Source organism: Streptomyces sp. NPDC020597 (assembly GCF_044335095.1).
Taxonomy (GTDB): Bacteria; Actinomycetota; Actinomycetes; order Streptomycetales; family Streptomycetaceae; genus Streptomyces.
This window is the reverse complement of the sequence record NZ_JBIRUL010000014.1, coordinates 129,486-149,245: the sequence shown is the minus strand read 5'-3', so window position 1 is coordinate 149,245 and position 19,760 is coordinate 129,486. Positions and strand designations below refer to the sequence as shown.

Genomic DNA, 19,760 nt, shown 5'->3' with positions numbered 1-19,760 from the left:
CGGGGCGGCCGTGAGCGGGCACGCACAGCGGATGTCGGCCAATACCTCGCACACGCGCCGCCCTAGCGGAAGATCGCGTCGCGGTCCCCGGCAGCCCCTCGGCGCAGTGTCCCGCGCCTCGTCGGCGATGCCGGCGGGCGTCCTCGTTCGGCTGCGCAACCGTTGCCCGCCCGGTGCCGTCGGCCGGTCCGGGGCGTGGGATCCGGGGAACACGGACACGTGCCGTGCCATGGACACGTCCCGTCCGGCGAAGGCGGCGTGACGCGCCGTCGGGAGGGCGCCGCCGTCGATATGCGGATGTGAAGCGGAATCCCTCACCCCGGCGAGGCGCCCTCCCCGTCGTACCGCACCGAGGGCCTGCACGGGCGCCTGTTCGTGAACAGTCGGTCGTCGGCCATTTGTCGCCGTGCAGGACGGCGACTGCGCACTGTGCGGCACTTGTCGCTGACGCTGAGCAATGGTTAGGCTCCCGCTCACTTTCACAACTCACACACTTTCACCCCCGGATGTCGCGGTGCATGACGCGGCGTCCAGGGCGTACGAGGGGGTGGGGAACGTCGACGCGTCACCGATCCGCCGGCCTCCCCGGGGGCCCGTACCAGCGCAGGACGAGCACTCACCCACCGCCGAGCGGCCAAGCGAAACGACAGAGCACGGCCCTCCGGCCGATCCGCCGGTCGATCCGCCCGCCCGGGCGCACCGCGACCTCAGGATCCTGTGGTGGGTCAACGCGGTCGACGGGCTGGGCAGCCAGGCCTCCGGGCTGGTCCTTCCGCTGCTGCTCCTGGAACTCGGCCACAGCCCCGGCGCCGCGGGCTCGCTCGCCGGGGCCGCCGCGCTCACCGGGGTCGTCCTCGGTCCGCTGATCGCGATACCTGCGGACCGGGGGCGGCGCAGACGCCTGATGACGTGGTCGGCGGCGCTCGCCGCGCTCGCGACGGGGACACTGGGCCTGGTCTGTCTGGGCCGCCCCGCGTTGTGGGTGGTGGTGTCGCTGGCCCTGGCGGAGCGGTTGTGCGCCGTCGCCTACGAGGCGGCGTCGCGGGGAGCCCTCGTCCGCCTGGCCACCGTCGAGGAACTGCCGCGGGCGGCAGCCGGCATGCAGGTGGGCGACCAGGTGGCGCTGATCGCGGGTCCGGCGCTCGGCGGCGCCCTCTTCCAGCTCGCCCGGCCCGTGCCGTTCCTGGCCGACTCCCTCACCTACGCGGCGGCGGCGCTGGGCGTACGAGCCATGCGCACTCCGCTCGACACGCCCGCCCCGGCCCCGCACCCGCCGTCGGGCACCGGTACTGCCTCCGACGCCGGCGCCCGTGCCGGCCGGCGTGCACCCTGGACAGACCGGCTGGACGCCGCGAAGGCCGGTGTCGTGACGGTGGCCGCATCGCCGGTGCTGCGCCTCGCCCTGGTCTGGACGTCGACGGCAGGGGGCGCTCTGACGCTGCTGTTCTACACGGCGCTGTTCCAGCTGGGCGGCGACGCGCGCAGCACCGCCACAGGGCTGGTCCTCGCCGCGGCCGGAGCCGCCGGCCTGCTGGGTTCGCTGGTCGCCGCCCCGCTGGTGCGACGGCTCGGCGCGGCCCGCCTGCTCGCCCTGACGGCCTGGCTGTTGCCCCTGCCCTGCGGCTCGCTGGTGTGGGCGCAGGGCGCGGTCGGCTGGGGGGCCGCGTTCGCCGGGCTGTCCTTCCTCGTGCCGCTGATCACCGTGGTCCTGTCCAGCGCCGCCGTCGCGTGCACACCCCTGGCCCTCCAGTCGCGCACCGCGAGTGTGCTCGGCTCGCTTTCCGCGCTGGCGGCGGCGGGCGCACCGGCGATCGCCGGCGTCCTCGTCACCGCCGGGAGCCTCCGCACGCCGCCGCTGCTGTGCACCGCTCTGTTCGCCGCGCTCGCCGTGCACACGCAGCGGAAGGCGCCCGCCGTGCTGCGCGCGGCCGCGTCGGCCGGCGCCCACGACACCGCGAAGGCGGGAGACGGCCGTGGGTGACGCCTTCCGGGTCTACCTCAGCGCTCTGCCCCACGTGTGCCCCCGCGACGCCCGGCGCATGGTGCTGACGGCCGACGCCGACGGCCGGTGCGAGGTCTTCACCTGGGACGCGGCCACCCGACGCACCCGGCAGGTCACCGACCGGCCCGGGGGCACGGTGCACTGCGCCGTCGACTCCGACGCGTACGTGTGGTGGTTCGACGAGGACGCCGAGGGCCGAGGGCACTGGTGGTTCCAGCCGTTCGACGGTGGCTGCCGGCTGCCCGGCCTGCCGGGAGCCCCGGCAGGCCTCCCCCGCGGACTGGCGGTCACGGCCGACGGGACGGTCGCCGCGGCGATCGCGCCGCGCAACGGAGGGACGCGGCTCCTGCTGGGCCGGCGCGGCCGGGCTCCGCGCGACGTCCTCGGCGTCGCCGGGGAGGGCCGGCTGGGCGGCGTCACGCCGGAGGGCGACCTGGTGGCCCTCGCGATCGTCTCCGACGGCGACGCGAGCGTCACCGTGGTCTCCTCGACGGGCCGGGTCGTCGCCGAGCTGCCGGAGACGGGCAGCCCCGCGGGAAGATTCTGGTGCCGCGGCTTCTCGCCGCGGCCCGGCCGGTCCGAACTGCTGCTGGTGCACGAGGTGGAGGACGGCTACCAGCTGGCCACGTGGACACCGCACCGCGGCCTGGTCACCCACTCCTGGTGCGACTTCGACACGGAGATCACCGCCCACTGGTACCCCGACGCCGACGACGTGCTGGTACGTCAGGAGCGCCACGGGCGCTCGCTGCTGCACCGGGTGTCCCTGCACGGCCGTACCCGCCGCATCGTCCCCACTCCCCCGGGCACCCTGCTCGACGCGGCCCCGCGCGCGGCCGGGGCACTGCACTACCTGTGGACGGACACCGCCCATCCGCCCGTGCCGCGCGCCACCGACGGCGCCGCGCTGCCGACGCCCGGTCTGCTGCCCCGCGTGCCGGGACGGCACACCGAGCTGTGGACGCCGACCCCGCACGGCCCGGTCCACACCCTGCTCAGCCTGCCGCACCCCGGCGGCCCCTCGTCCGCCGACGGCCACCCGCACTCCGCCGCGAGCGACGACGTCGACCCCGTGCCGCCGCCTGCGGTGTTCCTGGTGCACGGCGGGCCCGCCGACCACGACAGGGACGCGTACGACGCCACCGTGCACTCCCTGGTCGCCTCCGGCTACGCCGTCGCGCGGGTCAACTACCGCGGTTCCACCGGATACGGCCCCCGCTGGCGGCGGGCCCTCGCAGCCGGCGTCGGTCACCCACAGGTCGACGACCTGGCCGCCGTCCGGGCCGACCTCGTCCGTCGCGGGCTCGCCGACGACCGGGCCACGGCCCTGTGGGGGGTCTCCTGGGGGGCGTACCTGGTGCTGCTCGCCCTCGGCACCCGCCCGGGGCTGTGGCAGGCCGGCGTCGCGGTGAAGCCCGTCGCCGACTGGGTGACCGCCCACCGGTCGACCACACCCGCGCTGCGCGCTCTCGACGTGCGCTGGTTCGGCGGCACTCCGCAGCAGGTGCCGGACCGTTACGCCCACAGCTCCCCGCTCACGTACGCTCCGCAGGTCACGGCGCCCCTGCTCGTGGTCGGCGCGGACAGGGACGTCAAGTGCCCGCCCGAACAGATCCGCAGCTACCTCGACGCCCTGACCGCCGCGGGAGTGGCCCACGAGCAGATGTGGCTCGACACCGGTCACGACGGCTACGACGGGGCGACGCACGTCGCCGTCCTGCGCCGTGCCCTGACGTTCCTGCGCACGCACCTGCCCGCACCGGCGCCCCGCGCCCCCTCACGTCCCCCGGCGCAGCCGGGTGGACCCCGGTCCCGCCGCTGACCGACGCGACGGGACCGGGCTTGCACAGCACCACCCGCCCGAAGCACACGTCATGAACCCGAGAAGGAGGACGACCATGCAGAAGGACATCATCCACAACGACCCGCTCGCGGGCGACGAGGAGAACCGCAAGCCGGGCATCGGCATCACCATCACCATCCCGTTCCGCAACGCCGCCGAGAGCGACGACGAGGAGTGACCCACGGCCCGGCCGGCCCGACGCGACAAGGGCCGGCCGGGCTCCCCCCGTTCCTCCTCTCCCGTCGGCCGCCCGTGCGCAAGGAGCCCACCGTGCGCGTTCTTCTCGTCAACATGCCCTGGTCCCCGATCGACCTGCCCTCACTGGCACTCGGCATCCTGAAACGAAGCGTCGACGAAAAGGTCGCGGACGCTACGTGCGAGGTGCTGCACGCCAATCTGGAGTTCACCGACTGGATCACCAGCCGCACCGAGTTCACCGCCGAGGACTACGAGTACTACGCCCTGTCCTCCTACTTCCTCGGCTGCGGTGACTGGGTGTTCTCCTCGGCGCTCTACGACAACCCGACGTGGAGGGAGTCCGAGTTCACCGACGTGATGACGTCGAAGCTGCGCCGCTCCCGGATGCGCATGACCCGTGAACTGCACCGTCTCGTACCCGAGTTCGTCGCGGACGTGGCCCGCCGTGTGGTGGATCTGCAGCCCGACGTGGTCGGGTTCACCTCCACTTTCCAGCAGAACACCGCGGCGCTGGCGGCGGCCCGGCAGATCAAACGTCTCGCCCCGCACGTCGTGACCGTCATGGGTGGGGCCAACTGCGACGCCGAGCAGGGTGCCGCGGTCCACCGCAACTTCCCCTTCGTGGACTACGTGGTCCGCGGCGAGGGCGAGGACGCCTTCCCCCGGCTGCTGACCGCGCTGCGCGACGGCGACCCGTCGGCCGCCGCCGACGTCCCGGGGCTGTGCCACCGCACGCAGGACAACGGGCACCAGGCCAACCCGATGCCGACCGGACCGCTGCCGCCCGCGGCCATCCTGCCGCCCGACTACAGCGGCTACTTCGAGCGTCTCGCCGCGTCCGTGGCGCGCAACTGGGTGGAGCCGAAGCTGGTCGTGGAGGGCGCGCGCGGTTGCTGGTGGGGAGAGAAGCACCACTGCACCTTCTGCGGCCTCAACGGCTCCTTCATGGAGTTCCGCAGCAAGAGCCCCGACACCTTCTACCGGGAGATCATGGACCTGGCGGAGCGCCACCGGGTGCTCGACATGTACGTGGTCGACAACATCCTGGACATGCGCTACCTGTCCACCGTCCTGCCCCGCATCGTCGACAGCGGCTACGACCTGCGCATGCACATCGAGATCAAGGCCAACATGCGGCGCCCCCAGCTGCAGGTGCTGGCGGACGCCGGCCTCATCTACGTCCAGCCGGGCATCGAAAGCCTCAACAGTCGCGTCCTCGACCTCATGGACAAGGGCGTCAGCGGCTGCCAGAACGTCCGCATGCTGCGCGACGCGGCCGAGACCGGACTGTCCGTGTCGTGGAACTACCTGCACGGTTTTCCCGGAGAGACCGCGGACGACTACGAACCCGTGATCCGTCAGCTCCCCGCCCTGGAACACCTCAACCCGCCGGTCGACCTCTCCGCCCGTATCGCCATCGAACGCTTCAGCCCGTATTTCAAGCGCCCGGAACTGGGCTTCACCGGACTGCGGCCCGAGGAGCACTACCTGTTCACCTACGACCTGCCCGAGGCGGAACTGCACGACCTCGCGTACGTCTTCCAGGCCCCGGAGCGCGGCATCGGCGAGCCGACGGTCACCCTCCTCAACGACGCCATCGCCGCCTGGAAGAAGCACCATGCCGACGCCCGCCTCACCCACACCGACCTGGGCGACCGGATCCTGCTGGTCAGCAGGCGGCCGTCGTTCCCCTGGCGGACGATGCAGCTCACCGATCCGTTCGAGACCGCCGCCTTCCGGCTCCTGGACCAGCCGCACACCGTCACGGCGCTGCACCGCAAGCTGACCTCGGCCGCCGGCCTCGCCGACGGCGCGCCGGGCACGTCGACGGACGTGGAGGCCCTGCTCAAGGAGTGGGTCGCACACGGTGTGGTGTTCACCGACGCGGGCCAGTACGTGCACATCGCCCCCGCCGCCGTGAACCAGGACCTGCTGCGCCTGGACTACATGCGCCACGCCCACACCCGGGCCGAGACCACGGCCGAGACCGGTGCCGAAACGCGGCCCGCGCCCGTCCCGTCCTGAGCTCCCGCCCCGCACTGAGCCCCGGCCCCGTTCTCCGGACGCCCACCGCTGACGCCCGCCGCCCTGTACCCGAACCGGACGAAGGACCACGCATGACAGCCACCGCACCGGACTTCGCGATACGCGCCTGGCGCGACCTGGACCCGCAGGCCCGCGGTTTGCCGGGCATGTCGCTGGGATCACTCCCGGTGACCGCGCAGACCCACGAGGTCGACCGGCTCTGGGACCTGGGCGTGCGCCACGCCGAACTCGACACGGACGTCGACCTGTCCACCGGCGATCCGGCGGCCCATCGCCGGGCCGTCGACCGGCTGTGCCTGGTCCGCGACCTCACCGCGCGCGCCGTCTCCGTCGACTGGGACCTTCGCCTTCCGCCACGGGAGTCCGCTCACCAGTGGAAGGTCCTCTCCCACCTGCAGCCGCCGCGCACGATCACCGGCCTCGAAGACGCGCACGAGGCACTGCACGCCTGGCGGACCCGGCACTACCTGTGCAAACTCGTCTGGCGCCAGGGGCCGGGATTCGTCCAGATCCGGGACCGCCGTTGGGGGGATCTGCGCCGCTTCACCGCCGACGAACCCCGCTACCGGGAGGCCATCGCGCTCCTCGGCCCGGGCGTGCACCACGCGGACGTGGACGCCGACGTCCTGCGCGAGTTCACGGACGAGCACCTCGTGCTGCGCGTCGGCGAGCTCGCCTGGTGGCTTCCCTACCGGGTCTCGCGCTGGCTCCAGGAGGCCATGGCCGTGTGAGCCGCGCGAGCCCCCGACACCGTCGCCTCAGCCGGGCGCCGGGCCGCTGACGACATGACACCTGTCATGCCCAACACCGGACGGCGGGCACTGACACATCAACCGGCCTCGTCAGTACGGTACTTCACATGACGAAGAACAACGGGGAGAGCCCGCAGAAGACGGACGTCAAGGTCAGCCTGATCGGCGGTCACCGCCTGGCGGGAGCCACGCTGCACGAACGGACCGTCACCGCCTCGCTCATCGGCGGCGCGGACATCGACCTCACGGACGTCGAGATCCCCGACAGCTCCGAGCTGCGCATCACCAAACTGAGCCTGATCGGCGGCGTCAGCCTCAAGGTCCGCCCCGACGTGCAGGTGGAGGTCCGCGGGCTCCGGCTGGGCGGTGTCAGGGACGACGGACCGAGTGAGCCGGGCGGCCCCACGGTGCGCATCGACGCGTGGGGTCTCGTCGGCGGCGTCACCGTCCACCGCGCGTAGTCCTCTGACGCCCTCCTCCCCGGCATGTTCGGGCGCGCGCCTCACATCGACGGATTCGTCCGGCCTCCGGTTGGGCAGTGGACTCGTGAATGTCATGAGCACGACTGCCCTTCCCCCACGAGGAGGTCGATCATGCACGTCCGTACGCTCACCGGCGGCCTGGCCGCTGCCTGTCTGATGTCTCTGGCGCTGACCGGCGCCCACGCCTCGGCCGCCCCCCGCGCAGCGAGCGCCCCGGCGGCCGCCGCCCGTGTCCTGACCTACGACGCCGGCGGCTCCGCGGAGTTCCGCAGCGCCGTCGACCGGGGCGCGGCCATCTGGAACGAGAGCGTCGACGCCGTGGAACTCCGGCCCGCCGCCGCCGGGCAACGGGCGAACATCCGCGTCCTCGCGGACAACGGCTGGCCGCGTGCCCTGCCCGCCACCCTGGGCAGCGGCACCGTCTACATCGGGCGTCAGGCCGTGGACCAGGGCTACGACACGGTCCGCATCTCCGCGCACGAACTCGGGCACATCCTGGGCCTGCCGGATCGCAAGCCCGGTCCGTGCTCGAGCCTGATGTCCGGTTCCAGCGCGGGCACGGCGTGCACGAACCGGTACCCGAACGCCGCGGAGAAGGCGGAGGTCGAGCGGAACTTCGGCGGCGCCCTCCTCGGCCGGGCTCCGGCGGCGCACGGCGAGGTGATCGTGGACTGACCCGCCCGACCTGTCCGGCATACCGCGCGCCGCAGGCGCCCGGCGGTGGGCGGTGGGCGGTGGGCGACGGGACAGGGTGACGTTCGCGAGCCGCACGACTTTGACGCCTCGCGGACGACGACAGGACCGCCCCCGGGCCGGACCGGCAGGCGCAGCGGCGCTCCGGTCCCGTGCCCAGGGGGCGGTCCGGCCGTCGGCACGGCGTCAGTCCGCCGTCTGCGCCGGGCCCTGCGTCACCCTGCGCAGCAGCGGCCTGCTTCCGGCGATCGCCGCGAGCACGGCCAGCGCCCCTACGGCCAGGCAGATCACCAGCTGCACGGCGCCGGCGGTGTTCATGGTGGTGCCGGCCAGCTTGTTGACCTGTGCGGCGCCGAAGGCGCCCATGGCGGTGGTGCCGCCGGCCAGCACGACCAACGGGATGACGGTCTCGTGGATCCGGGCCCGGTCCAGCACCTTCAGCGGGGTGCCGGCCAGTCGCAGCAGGCCGTACACCCGACGCCGGTCCAGGACGTTCGCCGCGGCCGTCAGCCCGGCGGAGGCGGCGGCGACGAGGAAGCCCAGCACGAGGGTCGCGGTACTGGCGGTGGCGACGCGGGCGCTGATGACGTCGTCCGGCGCGGACACGTACTCCTGCGTGATCGGGTACCTGCCCGACCCGAGGGGCGTCAGCGCGGTGACGGCCGTGTCCACGCTCTCCCGGCTGCCGGAGACCCGGGCGATCACGCCGTCCACGCCGCCGAGCAGACCGTCGTAGTCGTCCTCGTCCGTCACGGTGACGGTCGCGGTGACGCCCGCCCTCTTCAGGAGCGTGCGGGCTTCGACGGCGGCGTGCCGCGCGTCTGCGGCGTTCGCGGTGATCACCCCGACCTGTCCCTCGTGGTTCGCGCCGTCGAGGCCGAGGGCGCTGATCGAGAAGAACCCGGCCACGAAGCCGGCGAGCACCAGACCGCTCACGGTGCGCCACGCCCCGCGCGGGTCGTCGCTGAGCCGGCGCGCGGCGAGCAGCGTGGCCGGGCGCTCGGCCCAGCGACCCGCGATCCGCCCCAGCCGGTCGACCACCCACGGGCCGAACAACCAGAACGCGCCGTAGAAGAGCACCAGCAGGGCGATCAGCTGCCGGGTCTTCAGCTGGCCGCCGTCGGCCGTGGTCGTCCAGATGTAGGCGAGCACCGCGACGAAGAACACCAGGCGGATCGCGCGGGTGCGGCGCGGGTTCGCCTGCTGGGCGACGCCCAGGGGGGAGGTGGCCACCTGGCGGAGCATCGTCACCGCGCTCAGGGTGATCAGCACGGTGACAGCCGCCACCACCGCCGCCAGCCAGGGCAGTCCCACCCACAACTGCCCGGTGTACCAGCCGCCGACGCCGTACGGCAGTTCGGCGAGCGCGGGCAGCAGCGCGATATGGGCGAGCGCCCCGGTCAGGGCGCCGGCCGCGCCGACGGCCGCCGCCTCGACGGCGGTCATGGCGAGGATCTGCCAGGGGGTCGCCCCGGCCAACCGCAGCGCGGCGAGGCGCTGTTCACGCCGGGCCGCGCCGAGTCGTCCGGCGGCCGCGGCCAGCACGACGACCGGCATGATCAGAAGCACCACGCCCAGCAGGACGGCCCCCCGGTCGCTGCCGGTGAACAGGCTCGCCCTCGCCCCGTCGAAGCCGGAGACCAGTGCCCGCTCGGTCAGCCCGTCGTCGTAGTAGTTCTGCGCGCCGGCCGTCACGGCGACCGCCGGGTCGGACGGCGCTCGGCCGACCACCGCAACCAGTTCGTCGGGCGAGGCGAGGCCGGCCGGGTCGACCGTCCCGTAGGACCCCGCCTCCGGGAACCGGTCGGCGAGCCGGCCGCCGGGAAGGTCGTGCAGCATCACCGCGAGGGCGGGTGACACGTACACCTGGCCCGGCCTCGGGAAGGCGGTCAGGCCGGGGGGCGCGGGGGTCGGATGACGGCCGGCGAGCTGGGCGAGGTTCACGACGGTGACGGGTTCACCGCGGGCGTACGTGACGGTCGTGACCTGCACGGCCGTCGCGCGCTGCGCCGATGCCGCGACGGGAGTGCGCCACGTCGTGTGGTCCGCGCGAGCGCCCGCGCCGAGTGCGGCGGCGACCATCACCAGCAGGACGAACGAGCCGACGGCGGCGGCGCCGGCCGCGAGCAGCTGGGACTGGAGGCCGCGGCGGCCGGAGGACCTGGCGAGGCGCCAGGTCAGGGACAGGACGGGAGAACGCACGGGAGTCACTCCTGCGGGATCAGACGACGGTGTACTGGGTGTGGCCGCTGACACGGCCGTCGCGGACCTGGAGGATCCGCCCGCAATGGGCGGCGACGTCCGCGTCGTGGGTGACCATGACCAGGGCGGCGCCGGTCTCCCGGGTCGCGAACGTCAGCAGCTGGATCACCTCCGTGCTGGTGTGCTGGTCCAGGGCGCCGGTCGGCTCGTCGGCGAAGACCACGTCCGGCTCGACGACCAGCGCGCGGGCGATGGCGACGCGCTGCGCCTGCCCTCCGGAGAGCTGGCCGGGGCGGCGGCGCTCCAGGCCCGCCAGGCCGAGCGGCACGAACCAGGTGCGGGCGCGGGCGACGGCCTCCCTGCGGGGCACGCCCTCCAGCATCAGCGGCAGCGCGACGTTCTCCTCGGCAGGCAGTTCGGGCAGCAGCTGGCCGAACTGGAAGACGAACCCGAAGCGCTTGCGGCGCAGTGCGCTGAGCCGGTTCTCGCCGAGGTCGTCGATCCGCTGCAGGCCCGAGGCCGCGGGACCGGCCTCGCTTCGCTCGCCGCGCAGCAGCACCTGCCCGGCGTCGGGACGGATGATGCCGGCGAGGGTGTGCAGGAGGGTCGACTTGCCCGACCCGGAGGGGCCCATGATCGCGAGTGAGTCGCGCTCGCCGACCTCGACGTCCACGCCGTCCAGGGCGGTGGTGGAGCCGTACTTCTTCACGAGGCCGTGTCCGGCCAATACCGTGCTCATGGTGTGTCGTGTCTCCTTCTCAGCGCTCGAAGGCCCAGGTGACGCTCTTGGCGCCGGCCTTGGTCACTCGCACGGGGATCTCGACCGTCCGGCCGTCGCCCTTCTTGCCGGTGCAGGTGATGGTGGCTCCGGCGACGGCCTTGAGCCCCGTCGGGCAGGTGACGCCGGAGAGCTTGTCGCCGACCCAGGGCAGCGGGTGGTACTTGCTCTCGGTGCGGCCCGCGACGATGGACGCCGCGAGCGCCCGATGGCCGTCCACCGACACGGTGGTGTAGGCGTCCAGGCCGGTGGTCGACTCGGTGCCGGAGAGCAGACAGGTGCCGATTCCGCCCAGCGCCACGACGGCGGTCGCGCCGCCGACTATGCCGATGAGAGAGGTGCTGCGCTGCATGGCGTACTCCTGATGTCCGTGGTGAGGATGTGGCTCCACCCTCGCCCGCGGCCCCGGACCCCCACCTCGGCCGAACGGTCAGGATCGCGCTGCGGGCCCGCCCGGGCCTCGACCGTTCGGCCGATCCCGCCGCCGGAGCTCCCTACCGGGACAGCCCGTCCGCTGATGCCGTCGGACCGGGATCGGTTCATCCGCCGGGGTGCGGTGTTCCTCACGAGGCAGTGTGCGGCGATTCGGTTCCGAGACCGCTGCCGAGCCCCGTAACATTCAGGCCGAATCAGTCAACTGCCGTGGTTGCCCGCCTAGTTGGAGAAATCTCCGCATCACGACCAAGGGTGACCGCGCAAGGGGGAAGGACATACCGAGATGACGTCATCCCGTCTGCGTCGACGCGTAGCCGGAACCGCAGCCACCGTTCTTCTGATCGGTGCCGGCGCTCTGGCGACCGCACCCGCCGCGGCAGCCAAGGCCAACCTGCTGTCCATCGAGAAGGTGTCGCTGCGCAGCCCGGGGCTGCAGGTGAAGGTCACCTACTCCTGCGACGTCGGCATGGACCATGAACTCGTGGCCAACGCGAAGACGCTCAACCACAGCTCCCACGACCAGTCCATCGCTGCGGGCACCATCAAGAAGGACCAGCTGGTCTGCGACTACAAGGACCATGTCGCGTCGGTGAACCTGCGCCCGGCCGCGGGCTCGCACTTCGACAAGGGCGACAAGGTCGAGGCCACCGTCTTCTACTTCGACAACGACGGGTTCAGGTACGCCGACAACGTGGCGACGGCCGTCCTGTAGGTGCGGGTTTCACCTCGTCGGACGGCACACGCTTCGGTGGACCGCCGGACGGCGACGGGCAGATGTCGGGTCTCCCAGGTGGAGGCCCGACATCTGCCATGGCCGGCACCCCGTCCAGGCCGCCGGCCCGCGGTCGCGACGGCGGGGTGCACGCAATGCCAACTCATTGTGGACCGGCTGCCAATGGCGTCCGGACGCCGCCTGGGGCATGCTTGGTCGGCGCCGACCGGGACACCCGCTCGCGCAGTGGGCCCACGCATCGGACCCACGAAACATCTGCCCCTCTCGGGCCCTTTGACCAAGGCGCCCATCACCACGGGAGATTCTCCGAAGTGCGGAAATTCAGACGATTCCTGGGCACGTCCGTCGCCGTGTTCGGCCTGGCCGGTACGGCGGTCATCACAGGGGCCGGAAACGCCTCGGCCGACCCGAACTTCACCTTCAGCGTGGACAGGGTGGGCAAGAGTTTCAGTATCGAGGTCTACAACAACCACACGCGCGCGGGTTTCGCGGACTGGAACGCCGACCCCGACCACACCGTCGACCCGCCGATACCGGGGGACGCTCTTCAGGTCCGCGACATCCTGGGCGACGGCTGGGGCATCGAAGCAGAGGCGGCGACGCAGGACGGCGCCCTGGGTTACCGCAAGGTGTCCTCGCGCGGTCACGCGGCGGTCTACGTCTCCCCCTGGAAGACCGGGAACATCGCGGAGGGCACCCCGATCGTCGTCAACGTCTGCGCCGTGAAGGGCAGCAAGTCGCAGTGCGGCTCCGCCTACGGCCTGGCGTGAACCCAGGCTCCGCCCACGCCCCGGCATGACACCTGCCGACGTCCGGCGGTCACCTGAGTTCCGGTGACCGCCGGACGTGGGTCAGCCGCCGGCGCAGGAGACGGTGGGCCAGGTCCAGTTGCCGTTGGGCTGGATGGTGACGCCGAAGGTGTTGCCGCTGCCGTTGGGCTTGGCCGTCAGCACCTGAGGGCTGGGGAAACCGGCGCTGGCGTTCCAGGTGGAGAGGACCTTCGCGGGCGAGGGCACGTTCATCGTGACCGTCCAGTTGCTCGATCCGGTGACCGACACGTTGAGGTTGTACCGGTCGCCCCACTGCTGACCCGCGGAGAGAGTCGCGTTGCACGCGCTGCCGCCTCCCCCGGGGCCACCGCCGTCGGGGGCGACGGCCCGGCCGGTCTGCGGGGAGATCATTCCGGCGCACAGGCCACGAGCGGCCAGTCCCTGTGCGATCCGCGGGACCGCGGCGAGGGTGTTCGCCGGCCAGTCGTGCATGAGGATGACCTGGCCGTTGGTGAGCCGGCCGGCCGCCTGCACGATCGCGTCGGTGCTCGCGCCGTTCCAGTCCTGCGAGTCGACGTCCCAGATGATCTCGGTCAGACCGTACTTGGCTTCGACCGCCCGGACGGTCGAGTTGGTCTCACCGTAGGGCGGCCGGAACAGTTTCGGAGTACCGCCGCCCGCGTTGGCGATGGCCTGCTGGGTCCGGGAGATCTCCGAATCGATCTGCCCCTGGTTCTGCTGGGTGAGGTGCGGATGGCTGTAACTGTGGTTGCCGACCCACATGCCGGCGTCGATCTGGGCCCGCACCAGGGAGGGGTTGGAGGCGGCGTACTGGCCCTCGTTGAACATCGTGGCCCGCAGCCCGTTCTGCCTGAGGGCGTTGAGCAGGGCGGAGGTCTTGCCGGACGGGCCGTCGTCGAACGTGAGCCCGACGTATCCGTTGCAGGTCGCGGCCTGCGCCGGGGCGGCGGCCTGGCCGGCGAGGGCGCCCGCGGCGGCCAGGGCGACGACGACCAGCCTTGCGGTCAGAGCGCGGGACGGGCGAAGTGGTCCGGTACTCATGGGAGATGGTCCTCCAACCGGGGGCAGGGGTGGCGACGGGCGCGGCGGCGGGAGCGGGGTCGCGGCGGCGGACGTGGGTCAGCCGCCGGCGCAGGAGACGGTGGGCCAGGTCCAGTTGCCGTTGGGCTGGATGGTGACGCCGAAGGTGTTGCCGCTGCCGTTGGGCTTGGCCGTCAGCACCTGAGGGCTGGGGAAACCGGCGCTGGCGTTCCAGGTGGAGAGGACCTTCGCGGGCGAGGGCACGTTCATCGTGACCGTCCAGTTGCTCGATCCGGTGACCGACACGTTGAGGTTGTACCGGTCGCCCCACTGCTGACCCGCGGAGAGAGTCGCGTTGCACGCGCTGCCGCCTCCGCCTCCGCCTCCGCCACCCGAACCGGTGCCGCCCACCGTGATGTTGGAGCTGCCGCTGCTCTGGTAACCCTCGGTCGCGAGGATCATGTAGTAGTTGAAGCTGCCGAGCGGCATCCCCGCGCGCGCCCAGGCGTCGAAGTGGTTTCCGGTGGTGATGGTGCCGCCGGTCCGCTTCTGCTGCCGGACGCTCCAGTACTGGTCGAAGGTCCGGTTCCCCTCGACGGAAGGCGCGTTGTACCGCGTCGTCCGGTAGATGTCGTACGTGCCGCCGTCGCTGGTCACGGTGCCCTTGTACGTGCCCGTGGGCCGGTACGTGCCCCAGTTGTCGACGATGTAGTACTCCACGAGCGGATTGGCCGTCCATCCGTAGAGGGCCAGGTAGGCGTTGCCGGACGGATTGAAGGTGCCCGAGTAGGACACGCTCCGCCGTCCGCCGTTGCTCCAGCCCTTTCCGGCGACGAAGTTCCCGGTGTTGCGCCAGGAGGTGCCGTAATTGCCTCCGGAGCCCAGGTTCATGGAGACCGAGCCGGGCGAGTCCGTCCAGAAGGAGTAGTAGTAACCGTTGTCGGTACCGGTCTTGTTGCTGGTGACGACGACGTCTGCATGGGCGGTGCCGGGCAGTGTCAGCGCGGCGAGAGCGACCAGGACCGTGGTGCAGACACCGCTCATGAACAGCCTGAGACGTGCGGGTGCGTTCATGTCGCGCTTCCTCCTCGTCTCGTGAGGTCGACGGGGGCGACGGGTGCAGGGCCCCCGGATTGACCGTCAGTTTTAGTATGGGCATGCCAACTGTCAATCCTTTCGGCAATGATCCCGAAACATTCGTGAACGGATTGACCGCGACAGAGGAGGATATGACCAGCTCACGGGCTTACAGCGACTCACAAAAAAAGAAGGAGCCCGCACGGGTCGCGGACTCCAAGATCTAGATCTCTTTCAATCATCTCGAATGTTTCGAAAAGCTTCCGGTCTGTTCCGGGAGAACCCGCTGATGGATCATGGTCGCTGCCCGACTCCACGGACCCGGACTGCCGAGGTGCACCCCACATGGCCGAGCTGTATCCACCGATCGAGCCCTACGAGCACGGCACTCTCGATGTCGGCGACGGCAACCACGTGTACTGGGAGACCTGCGGGAATCCCGCGGGCAAGCCCGCCCTCGTCCTGCACGGCGGTCCGGGTTCCGGGGCGGGACCGTTCTGGCGCAGACTGTTCGACCCCGCGGCCTATCGGATCGTCCTCTTCGACCAGCGTGGCTGCGGACGGAGCACCCCCGATGCCGCTGATCCACGGACGTCGCTGGCCTGCAACACCACACAGCATCTGATCGCCGACATCGAATTGCTGCGGCAGCGCCTCGGCATCGAGAGATGGCTGGTCGTAGGCGGCTCGTGGGGGGTGACCCTCGCCCTGGCCTACGCCGAGCAGCAGCCCTCACGGGTGTCGGAGTCGGTGCTCTTCAGCGTCACCAATACCACCGCACGCGAGGTGGAGTGGATCACCCGGCACATGGGGCGGATCTTCCCCGAGGAATGGGCACGCTTCTGCGACGCCGTCCCGGAGCCGCAGCGCGACGGCAACCTGGCTGAGGCGTACGCCCGGATGCTGGCGGACCCCGATCCGTTTGTGAGGGAGCGGGCAGCGCGCGCGTGGTGTCGCTGGGAGGACGTGCACGTGTCCGCGCATCCCGGGTCCAAGCCCGACGCCCGTTACGAGGACCCGCGTTTCCGGCTGCGCTTCGCCCGCCTCGTCACCCACTACTGGCGGCACGCCGGCTTCCTCGAGGACGGCGTGCTGCTGCGCGACGCCGGAAAGCTCGCCGGCATCCCCGGCGTCATGGTGCACGGGCGCATGGACATCAGCAGTCCTGCGGACGTCCCGTGGCGGCTGGCGCAGGTGTGGCCGGACGCGGAGCTCGTGCTGATCGGCGACGAGGGTCACGGACTGGGCGGGGGAGGCACGACGGAGGCCGTCGTGGCGGCCACGGACCGGTTCCGCCCCGCCCGAGGCCTGTGAGGCCGGCCCTTCGGGACGGTCGAGGAACGGCGGTGGGGCGCGGACCGCGGGAGTCGTCGCCCCTCCCCCGGCCGCCCGGTTCGAGGTTGTCCTGCCCCCTGTAGCGGGACAACCCCGAACCGGGACGCGTCGCCGAGGACGCCTGCCGAGTGGGTCAGAGCCTGACGGCGGCGGAGCAGTTCCCGATTCCGGTCCGGCAGATACGGACGGACCACAGCGAGCGGGCTCCCGTCACGTACCGGTCGGCGGAGGAACAGACCATGTCGCCGTACCATCGCCAGCTGGTGTCGTCCGTGTCCTTCACCTGGAATCGGGCACAGTGACCGTCGGTGAGAGGGTCGCGGGCGTGGAGCGACCAGTCGCCGTTCCCTACGTGGGTGGCCGTGCCCACGGCGCCCGTCGTACTCATGTCGTAGGTCAACGCCTGGGCGGGGCCGACCGAGAACCCGACCAGGGCCGCGGCGGCCGACACGGCGACCACCACCAGCCGTTTCGGCACCGAGGCCTGCGCTCTGAACGTCATGTGCGTCTCCTTCCGCGTAAGGCGGGTGCGTGTGCGGCGGATCAGGGGCAGGACGCCGTTCCCTGGTCGAGGACGTGCGCGTCGGCGTTGTCCGCGACCTTCACCCACAGTGCGGACTTGCCACGCCGGTCGTAGGTGCGGGTGAACTCGGGCTGTCCGGTGCGGATGAACTTGACCTTGTAGCACCAGCCGGCGTCCACGCGGAAGGCGTCCCAGTCCTGGTTGTACGCCGTGTGGCCGCCCCGGGCCGTGAGGTTCTGGGTCTTCTGGCTCTCCCCGTCGGAGGCGCACTTCGGTTCGGTGGCCGTCGAGTCGCCGGTGCTGTCGCCGCCCCGGCACCAGTTGTAGTAGGCGGTGACCCCGTAGGCGCTGTCGTTCACCGTCGTCGAACACAGGGTGAGCGTGCAGCCCGTCCCCGCCTGGGCGTTCGGCGCCACGCCCACGACGGCGGCGGCGCCCAGCGCGGCGACGACGGCGGCCGAGCGGACCCGCCCGGTACCGCGCCGCTTGGCGTACCCTCGCATCTGCATGTCCACACACCCTCCTTGTCCGGCGGCACCACCCCAGGCGCGACCGTCTCCGTCTTTCGTGACGCCAACGCTGAAGCACCGACCTTGCGAAAACCTTGCGCCAGTCGGCCGGCCGCCTGTTCAGCGGGGCGTCGGTGTCACGGCGAAGACGACTGCGCGACCGCGTCCGCGCCCCCCCGCATCATGGTTCGGGCGATCGAACCCGCACCGTGCGGGACGAGCCTTCCGCTTCCCGCATTGGAGCCCGTGGTGTCCACGCATTCCCCCGTACCGATCCGCCGCAGGAACGTCGTGCGGGTCGCCGTGGCCTTCGGTACGGTGACCGCGCTGGGCGCCGGTCTGCTGTCCTGCCAGGACGCCACCTCCGGTGACCCGGCGCCCCACACCCCGAAGGCGCCCACGGCGAAAGTCGCCCTGCCGACGCCGAACCAGCGGTTCGACTACCAGATCGGCCGTCCGTACACCCCGCCGAAGGACGTCGAGGCCGTCTCCCGCGACCGCACGGCAACGCCCGCACCGGGCCTGTACAACATCTGTTACGTCAACGCCTTCCAGGCCCAGCCGGACGCGCTGGGCTGGTGGCAGAAACACCATCCCGACCTGCTGCTGCGCGACGGCGCCCACGAGCTCGTCGAGGACGAGGAGTGGGGCGAGGCGCTTCTCGACACCTCCACCGCGAGCAAGCGGACCCGGCTCGCGGAGATCGTCGGCGGCTGGATCGACGGCTGCGCCGAGAGTGGCTTCCAGGCGGTCGAGCCGGACAACCTCGACTCCTACGAGCGTTCCGGCGACCGACTGACCAAACAGCACAACGCTGCGTTCGCCCGGCTCCTGACCCGGCGCGCCCATGCCGCCGGGCTCGCCGTCGGCCAGAAGAACACGGTCGACCTGCTGCCCGAACGCACGGCGATCGGCTTCGACTTCGCCGTGACGGAGGAGTGCGGTCAGTACAAGGAGTGCGGAGACTACGCCCTCGCGTACGCCGACCGGGTATACGCCGTCGAATACACCGACAGCGGCTACCGGCAGGCCTGCGCGGGCTGGGGCGGCACGCTGTCGATCGTCGAGCGGGATCGGGACGTGAGCGCGCCCGGCAGCGCCGCCTACCGCCGCCGTGCCTGCTGATCACACCGGCGTCGGTCCGGGTCCCGGGTGCACGGCCTCGCCGCGGGGCTCGGGGCGACGCGCCCGCACCGAGAGAGGGCGGCCGGGACGACCGGCGAACGGTTCGGTGAGCGGCGTGCAGGCGCACGACGAAGCCTTGACGAGCCATCAGGTTACCGCGCCGCACCGGAGCATCCGTGACTCTGACGGCCTGACAGCCTCACAGAGCCTCGGGGGCGGTCCACGCATACCGGCCGCCCCGACGGCGTTTCACTCATCCTCGGTCCTGTCCGCCGTTCTAGGCTCGGCCCGTGGGGCAATCCGAGCAGCACGCCGAAGGCGCGGGACCGTTCACCACCCGGCTCACCTGGCGTCTTTCCGACGGCGGTACCGCTGTCTGGGAGTCCCGGCTCGCGCGACGGCGTGGGGTGCTCGCCGTCCGTCCCCTGCACGGCGCGGCCACTCATCACGTCCGCGCCGACGCCGTCTCCCGCACTCGCCTGCGTCGGCTCAACGCCGTCGCCGCGATCGCGTTCGTCATCGGCGGCGCCCTCTTCACGGCCGGTGCGGCCGTCGCGCAGTTCGGCGCCGCCGACGCCACCGAGTGCGCCTCGATCTACTTCGCGGGCGGCCTCTTCTTCACCACCGGCGGGTACGCCTCGCTGCTCCAGGCGATCAACGCACCTCGTCACGTTCCCGGCGGCGAGGGCCACTTGGTGACGGGCCCCTGGCGGTGGTGGAGCTACGAGCCGGCGCGGGTCGACTGGCTGAGCACGTTCGTCCTCTTCGCGGGCACGCTCGTGTTCGCCGTCGACCTGCTGGACTCCTTCCTGGAAGGCCTCAGCGCCCAGCAGGTCAACCGACTGATCTGGGCGCCCGACGTGATCGGCTGCGTCCTCTTCCTGATCTCCGGCCACCTGGCCTTCGTCGAGATCTGCCACGGACGGATCCGCGTCCGGCCGCGTGACCTCGGCTGGTGGATCGTCGCCGTCAACCAGCTCGGGTCCGTCCTGTTCATGGTCTCGGCGATCGCCGCCTACACCCGCCCGGCCACCGGCAGTCTCGTCAACGCCGACATCGCCAACTGGGGCACGCTCACCGGCGCTCTGTGCTTCTCCCTCGCAGGCGTCCTCCAACTGGGGGAACACTCATAGAGCCTGAGCGCCGGCCGTCGACGACGAGAGCATCGACGCCGGGACCAAGGGGGCACAGGGTCCGGCTCCCGAGCGGCTCCGGC

Annotated in this window: 19 protein-coding genes; 12 read left to right on the top strand and 7 right to left on the bottom strand. The window is 71.8% G+C overall.

Features of this window, described 5'->3' with window-relative positions:
• Positions 1 to 514: 514 nt before the first annotated feature.
• The 7 genes from ACH4ZA_RS24320 to ACH4ZA_RS24290 all read left to right on the top strand — a co-directional run bounded on the left by ACH4ZA_RS24320 (position 515) and on the right by ACH4ZA_RS24290 (position 7,998).
• Entirely contained in the window at positions 515 to 1,981 is a 1,467-nt protein-coding gene (locus tag ACH4ZA_RS24320) for an MFS transporter (protein WP_398431584.1), read from the top strand.
• A complete protein-coding gene (locus tag ACH4ZA_RS24315) occupies positions 1,974 to 3,824 on the top strand; it encodes an alpha/beta fold hydrolase (protein WP_398431583.1) in 1,851 nt (616 codons plus the stop codon). Before ACH4ZA_RS24320 ends, ACH4ZA_RS24315 begins: the two co-directional genes overlap by 8 nt.
• 76 nt (positions 3,825 to 3,900) lie before the next feature.
• Positions 3,901 to 4,023 (top strand): hypothetical protein, encoded by a 123-nt coding sequence (locus ACH4ZA_RS24310; RefSeq protein WP_266720057.1) that lies wholly within the window; start codon positions 3,901 to 3,903, stop codon positions 4,021 to 4,023.
• A gap of 92 nt (positions 4,024 to 4,115) precedes the next feature.
• The gene (locus ACH4ZA_RS24305) at positions 4,116 to 6,068 is read left to right on the top strand and encodes a RiPP maturation radical SAM C-methyltransferase (protein ID WP_398431582.1); all 1,953 of its coding nucleotides are present in this window, start codon (positions 4,116 to 4,118) and stop codon (positions 6,066 to 6,068) included.
• Between the two features lie 92 nt (positions 6,069 to 6,160).
• Entirely contained in the window at positions 6,161 to 6,820 is a 660-nt protein-coding gene (locus ACH4ZA_RS24300) for a DUF5825 family protein (RefSeq protein ID WP_398431580.1), read from the top strand.
• A gap of 128 nt (positions 6,821 to 6,948) precedes the next feature.
• Positions 6,949 to 7,302 carry a hypothetical protein gene (locus ACH4ZA_RS24295; RefSeq protein WP_398431579.1) on the top strand — a complete coding sequence of 118 codons (354 nt, stop codon included), beginning with the start codon at positions 6,949 to 6,951 and terminating at the stop codon, positions 7,300 to 7,302.
• 132 nt (positions 7,303 to 7,434) lie between these two features.
• Complete coding sequence (locus ACH4ZA_RS24290; RefSeq protein ID WP_398431578.1) at positions 7,435 to 7,998, top strand: snapalysin family zinc-dependent metalloprotease; 564 nt, start codon at positions 7,435 to 7,437, stop codon at positions 7,996 to 7,998.
• Between the two features lie 204 nt (positions 7,999 to 8,202).
• On the opposite strand, the gene ACH4ZA_RS24285 is transcribed toward ACH4ZA_RS24290, so the two are convergent.
• Genes ACH4ZA_RS24285 through ACH4ZA_RS24275 form a run of 3 tightly spaced genes read right to left on the bottom strand, consistent with a single transcriptional unit; the run spans position 8,203 to position 11,348 of the window.
• Entirely contained in the window at positions 8,203 to 10,218 is a 2,016-nt protein-coding gene (locus tag ACH4ZA_RS24285; protein WP_398431577.1) for an FtsX-like permease family protein, read from the bottom strand.
• Between the two features lie 19 nt (positions 10,219 to 10,237).
• Positions 10,238 to 10,957: an ABC transporter ATP-binding protein gene (locus tag ACH4ZA_RS24280; protein ID WP_398431576.1), complete on the bottom strand. Its 720-nt coding sequence runs from the start codon at positions 10,955 to 10,957 to the stop codon at positions 10,238 to 10,240.
• Between the two features lie 19 nt (positions 10,958 to 10,976).
• Positions 10,977 to 11,348, bottom strand: a complete 372-nt coding sequence (locus ACH4ZA_RS24275) for a DUF4333 domain-containing protein (protein ID WP_398431575.1) — start codon at positions 11,346 to 11,348, stop codon at positions 10,977 to 10,979.
• Between the two features lie 366 nt (positions 11,349 to 11,714).
• Here ACH4ZA_RS24275 and ACH4ZA_RS24270 point away from each other — a divergent pair, with 366 nt between their 5' ends.
• Both ACH4ZA_RS24270 and ACH4ZA_RS24265 read left to right on the top strand, forming a co-directional pair.
• On the top strand, positions 11,715 to 12,143 hold the full coding sequence (locus ACH4ZA_RS24270; RefSeq protein ID WP_398431574.1) for a hypothetical protein: 429 nt from the start codon (positions 11,715 to 11,717) through the stop codon (positions 12,141 to 12,143).
• Positions 12,144 to 12,475: 332 nt separating this feature from the next.
• On the top strand, positions 12,476 to 12,934 hold the full coding sequence (locus tag ACH4ZA_RS24265) for a hypothetical protein (protein WP_398431573.1): 459 nt from the start codon (positions 12,476 to 12,478) through the stop codon (positions 12,932 to 12,934).
• Between the two features lie 81 nt (positions 12,935 to 13,015).
• Here the strand turns inward: ACH4ZA_RS24265 and ACH4ZA_RS24260 are convergent, their stop codons facing one another.
• Complete coding sequence (locus ACH4ZA_RS24260) at positions 13,016 to 13,996, bottom strand: polysaccharide deacetylase family protein (protein WP_398431572.1); 981 nt, start codon at positions 13,994 to 13,996, stop codon at positions 13,016 to 13,018.
• Positions 13,997 to 14,074: 78 nt separating this feature from the next.
• On the bottom strand, positions 14,075 to 15,049 hold the full coding sequence (locus tag ACH4ZA_RS24255) for a glycoside hydrolase family 11 protein (RefSeq protein WP_398431570.1): 975 nt from the start codon (positions 15,047 to 15,049) through the stop codon (positions 14,075 to 14,077).
• A gap of 348 nt (positions 15,050 to 15,397) precedes the next feature.
• Here ACH4ZA_RS24255 and pip point away from each other — a divergent pair, with 348 nt between their 5' ends.
• Positions 15,398 to 16,366 carry a prolyl aminopeptidase gene (gene pip, locus ACH4ZA_RS24250; protein WP_398431569.1) on the top strand — a complete coding sequence of 323 codons (969 nt, stop codon included), beginning with the start codon at positions 15,398 to 15,400 and terminating at the stop codon, positions 16,364 to 16,366.
• A 154-nt stretch (positions 16,367 to 16,520) separates the two neighbouring features.
• On the opposite strand, the gene ACH4ZA_RS24245 is transcribed toward pip, so the two are convergent.
• A complete protein-coding gene (locus ACH4ZA_RS24245) occupies positions 16,521 to 16,889 on the bottom strand; it encodes a hypothetical protein (protein WP_398431568.1) in 369 nt (122 codons plus the stop codon).
• A gap of 41 nt (positions 16,890 to 16,930) precedes the next feature.
• Positions 16,931 to 17,419 carry a hypothetical protein gene (locus ACH4ZA_RS24240; RefSeq protein ID WP_398431567.1) on the bottom strand — a complete coding sequence of 163 codons (489 nt, stop codon included), beginning with the start codon at positions 17,417 to 17,419 and terminating at the stop codon, positions 16,931 to 16,933.
• Between the two features lie 249 nt (positions 17,420 to 17,668).
• Between ACH4ZA_RS24240 and ACH4ZA_RS24235 the strand changes: the two genes are divergently transcribed.
• A complete protein-coding gene (locus ACH4ZA_RS24235) occupies positions 17,669 to 18,544 on the top strand; it encodes an endo alpha-1,4 polygalactosaminidase (protein WP_398431566.1) in 876 nt (291 codons plus the stop codon).
• Positions 18,545 to 18,834: 290 nt separating this feature from the next.
• Positions 18,835 to 19,677: a hypothetical protein gene (locus ACH4ZA_RS24230; RefSeq protein ID WP_398431565.1), complete on the top strand. Its 843-nt coding sequence runs from the start codon at positions 18,835 to 18,837 to the stop codon at positions 19,675 to 19,677.
• Positions 19,678 to 19,760: the final 83 nt, after the last annotated feature.

Excerpts from the sequence above, each read along its gene's own strand:
- ACH4ZA_RS24280 (WP_398431576.1), bottom strand. The coding sequence starts at position 10,957 with ATGAGCACGGTATTGGCCGGACACGGCCTCGTGAAGAAGTACGGCTCC.
- ACH4ZA_RS24270 (WP_398431574.1), top strand. The coding sequence starts at position 11,715 with ATGACGTCATCCCGTCTGCGTCGACGCGTAGCCGGAACCGCAGCCACC.
- ACH4ZA_RS24290 (WP_398431578.1), top strand. The coding sequence starts at position 7,435 with ATGCACGTCCGTACGCTCACCGGCGGCCTGGCCGCTGCCTGTCTGATG.
- ACH4ZA_RS24300 (WP_398431580.1), top strand. The coding sequence starts at position 6,161 with ATGACAGCCACCGCACCGGACTTCGCGATACGCGCCTGGCGCGACCTG.
- ACH4ZA_RS24240 (WP_398431567.1), bottom strand. The coding sequence starts at position 17,419 with ATGCAGATGCGAGGGTACGCCAAGCGGCGCGGTACCGGGCGGGTCCGC.
- ACH4ZA_RS24310 (WP_266720057.1), top strand. The coding sequence starts at position 3,901 with ATGCAGAAGGACATCATCCACAACGACCCGCTCGCGGGCGACGAGGAG.
- ACH4ZA_RS24260 (WP_398431572.1), bottom strand. The coding sequence starts at position 13,996 with ATGAGTACCGGACCACTTCGCCCGTCCCGCGCTCTGACCGCAAGGCTG.
- pip (WP_398431569.1), top strand. The coding sequence starts at position 15,398 with ATGGCCGAGCTGTATCCACCGATCGAGCCCTACGAGCACGGCACTCTC.
- ACH4ZA_RS24255 (WP_398431570.1), bottom strand. The coding sequence starts at position 15,049 with ATGAACGCACCCGCACGTCTCAGGCTGTTCATGAGCGGTGTCTGCACC.
- ACH4ZA_RS24245 (WP_398431568.1), bottom strand. The coding sequence starts at position 16,889 with ATGACGTTCAGAGCGCAGGCCTCGGTGCCGAAACGGCTGGTGGTGGTC.
- ACH4ZA_RS24275 (WP_398431575.1), bottom strand. The coding sequence starts at position 11,348 with ATGCAGCGCAGCACCTCTCTCATCGGCATAGTCGGCGGCGCGACCGCC.
- ACH4ZA_RS24295 (WP_398431579.1), top strand. The coding sequence starts at position 6,949 with ATGACGAAGAACAACGGGGAGAGCCCGCAGAAGACGGACGTCAAGGTC.